Here is a 3,390-nt window from a genome sequence, read left to right as displayed (position 1 = left end):
AGGAACTCCGCGGCCCGAACGCGGCGGGGGCCTGCACCCCGGCCGGGTGCAGGCCCCTGCCCGGCTCAGTCCAGGAAGATGTCCGGGAAGAGCTGGTCGTCGGGGGTGCCGGGGACGGCGGCGTAGCCGGAGAAGTCCGTGACGCCCGCTGCCTCGAGGACGTCCTCCACGATCAGCGTCTGCCCGGTGTAATCGCGCGCCGGCTGGGCGAGCACCGCGTAGGCGGCGTCCGCGTACACCTCGGGCGTGCGGCTGACCTTCATCATCCGGTCGCCGCCGAGCGCGAACTGCACCGCGGCGGTCGCGATCGTGGTGCGCGGCCACAGCGTGTTGGCGGCGATCCCGTCCTTCGCGAACTCGGCCGCGAGGCCGAGCGTCGCCATCGTCATGCCGTACTTCGCGAGCGTGTAGCCGGTGTGCGCACCGAGCCACCGCGGAGTGATGTTGAGCGGCGGCGACAGCGACAGGATGTGCGGGTTCGGGGCGTCCTTGAGCACCGGCACCGCCGCGCGGGACAGCATGAACGTGCCGCGCACGTTGACGTCCTGCATGAGGTCGTACTTCTTGGCGGCGAGGTCGAGGGATCCGGACAGATCGATCACGCTCGCGTTGTTCACGACGATGTCGATGCCGCCGAACTCGCCCTGGGTCTTCAGCACCGCCTCGGTCACGCTCTCGTCATCGCGCACGTCGCCGAGGATGGGCAGAGCCTGACCGCCTGCCGCCCGGATCTGCTCGGCGGCGGTGTGGATCGTGCCCTCGAGCTTCGGATGCGGGGTGTCGGTCTTCGCGAGCAGCGCGATGTTGGCTCCGTCGGCCGCCGCGCGCAGGGCGATCGCGAGGCCGATGCCGCGGCTGCCGCCGGACATCAGGATGGTCTTGCCCGCCAGGGGCCTGTCGGTGGTCGACGCAGTCTCGGTCATGTCTTCCTCACGTTCGTGGTTGTCATCGATGCTCCCGTCGCGGAAGATGTCGCTTTCCTGACTTCAGAACGGCATCTTCTGCGACGGGAGCACCTCAGCGGTCATCGAAGAGCCGCTCCGGATCCGGATCCGCTTACTTCGGCGCCATCCGGATCGCGCCGTCGAGGCGGATCGTCTCGCCGTTCAGGTAGCCGTTCTCGACGATCTGCTGCACGAGCGAGGCGTACTCGTCGGGGCGGCCGAGGCGCGCCGGGTAGGGCACCTGCTCGCCGAGCGAGTCCTGCGCGGCCTGGGGCAGGCCCGCGAGCATCGGGGTCTCCATGATGCCGGGGGCGATCGTGCACACGCGGATCCCGTAGCGGGCGAGCTCTCGCGCGATCGGGAGCGTCATCGCGTGGACGCCGCCCTTCGACGCGGAGTACGCGGGCTGCCCGATCTGACCGTCGAACGCCGCGACGCTCGCCGTGTTCACGATGACGCCGCGGTCGCCGCCGTCCAGCGGCTCGTTCCGGGAGATGACGGCGGAGGCCTGCGAGATCACGTTGAACGTGCCCACGAGGTTGATCCGGACGATCCGCTCGAAGCCGGCGAGGTCGGCCGGGTTGCCGTCGCGGTCCAGCACCTTCGCGGGCGGGGCGATGCCGGCGCAGTTCACCATGAGCGCCGCGGAAATCGGCGCGTCCTACTCCATCGGCGGCTTCAGCCTGCTCGGCAACGTCCAGGCCGGCCGCGGCATCGGCATCCTCACCGATGGCGACCAGGGCGACCTCAAGGGCGTGAACTACCTGGTGCAGGCCACCTACGCGCTCACCGACAAGCTCAAGCTCGGTCTCAGCGACGGCCTCAGCCGCAACCGCGACGACCTCGCCAGCGCCGCCGACTTCAAGTCCAACAGCAACGTCACCGCCGGCGCGTACTACGCGCTGACCAGGAGCGTGACGCTGGCCTTCGAGCTCGGCCAGACCCGTTCCAAGGACTTCGCCGGCCACACCGCCCGCCTCAATGGCGGCTCGGTCGGCGGCATCGTCTTTTTCTGACCTGACCATCCGTCATGAGGACCCACGACATGAAGCGAATCGCATACCTTCGCCGCACCGCCCTGATTGCCGCCCTGCTGGCCACGAGCGCGGGCGCCATCGCCGCCGAGCACTACGCACCCGTCACCGACGCGCGGCTCAAGGCTGCCGCCAGCGACAACGGCTGGCTGATGTACCGCCGCGACTACACCAGCTCCGGCTACGCGCCGTTCACCCAGATCGACGCCGCCAACGTCGCCGGCCTGAAGCCCGTCTGGGACTACAAGACCGGCTTCGACCAGGGCCATGAGGCACCGCCCGTGGTCAACGGCGATTTCATGTTCATCACCACGCCGAAGGACGAGCTGCTGGCTTTCCAGGCCTCCACCGGCAAGCTCTTGTGGAAGTACCAGCACGACCTCTCCCACGTCGGCCTGCGCACCGTGTGCTGCGACGTGGTGAACCGCGGCGTGGCGCTGTACGGCGACGACGTCTACATGGCCACGCTGGACAACTACGTCGTCGCGCTGGACGCGCGCACCGGCAAGATCGCGTGGAAGCACCAGCTCGCCCCGGCCGACAAGGGCACGGCGATGACGCTGGCGCCGCTGGTGGTCAAGGGCAAGGTGATCGTCGGCCTGTCCGGCGGCGAGTACGGCGCGCGCGGTTCGGTCAACGCGCTGGACGCGAAGACCGGCAAGCTGCTGTGGACGCGTCACACCATCCCGGCACCGAACGAGCCGGGCGGCGACACCTGGCCGAAGGGCGCGTACAAGACCGGCGGCGGCGGCGCCTGGCTGACCGGCACCTACGACGCCGATACCGACACGCTGTTCTGGGGCGTCGGCAATCCCGGTCCGTGGCTGGCGACGCTTCGCCCGGGCGACAACCTGTACACCGATTCGGTGATCGCGATGGACCCGGCCACCGGCAAGATCAAGTGGCACTACCAGTACACGCCGAACGACACCTGGGACTACGACGGCACCAACGAGACGGTGCTCACCGACATCACCTACGAGGGCAAGCAGCACAAGGCGCTGGTCAGCGCCAGCCGCAATGGCTGGTTCTATGCGATCGACCGCACCGACGGCAAGCTGATCTACGCCAAGAAGTTCGCCACCGCGACCTCGGTCAGCGGCTTCAAGGACGGCAAGCCGCAGACCGATCCGGCCATGCGCCCGACCATCGACAAGCAGGTGTTCACCTGCCCGAGCTTCCTCGGCGGCAAGAACTGGTGGCCGATCTCGGTCGACCCGCAGACCCACTTCGCCTACGTGCCGACCATGCACACCTGCATGACGATCAAGGGCGCCACGGTGGCCTACAAGGCCGGCCTGCCGTTCCTCGGCGAGACCTTCAAGGTGGTCGCCGACCCGGCCTTCAAGGACCAGTGGGGCTCGGTGCAGGCGATCGACGTGAACACCGGCGATGCGAAGCTCGCCTTCGCG

Annotated in this window: 3 protein-coding genes and 1 pseudogene; 2 read left to right on the top strand and 2 right to left on the bottom strand. The window is 68.7% G+C overall.

Annotation, left to right across the window (positions count from 1 at the left end; all coding sequences use genetic code 11):
- Positions 1 to 65: 65 nt before the first annotated feature.
- On the bottom strand, positions 66 to 923 hold the full coding sequence (locus tag B7X32_RS19610) for an NAD(P)-dependent oxidoreductase (RefSeq protein ID WP_292723598.1): 858 nt from the start codon (positions 921 to 923) through the stop codon (positions 66 to 68).
- A 133-nt stretch (positions 924 to 1,056) separates the two neighbouring features.
- Positions 1,057 to 1,584: pseudogene (locus B7X32_RS19605) on the bottom strand (SDR family NAD(P)-dependent oxidoreductase); the annotation flags it as partial.
- Between B7X32_RS19605 and B7X32_RS19600 the strand changes: the two are divergent.
- Together B7X32_RS19600 and B7X32_RS19595 are read left to right on the top strand one after the other, a co-directional pair.
- The gene (locus tag B7X32_RS19600; protein WP_366247013.1) at positions 1,562 to 1,960 is read left to right on the top strand and encodes a porin; all 399 of its coding nucleotides are present in this window, start codon (positions 1,562 to 1,564) and stop codon (positions 1,958 to 1,960) included. The pseudogene B7X32_RS19605 and the gene B7X32_RS19600 overlap by 23 nt on opposite strands.
- Positions 1,961 to 1,989: 29 nt before the next feature.
- Positions 1,990 to 3,390: PQQ-dependent dehydrogenase, methanol/ethanol family (locus B7X32_RS19595; protein WP_292723593.1), on the top strand; the 1,401-nt coding region annotated here is incomplete at its 3' end.

This window comes from Microbacterium sp. 13-71-7 (assembly GCF_002257455.1).
Lineage (GTDB): Bacteria > Actinomycetota > Actinomycetes > Actinomycetales > Microbacteriaceae > Microbacterium.
The sequence above is the reverse complement of the archived record's forward strand: the minus strand, read 5'-3'. Positions and strand labels throughout refer to the sequence as shown.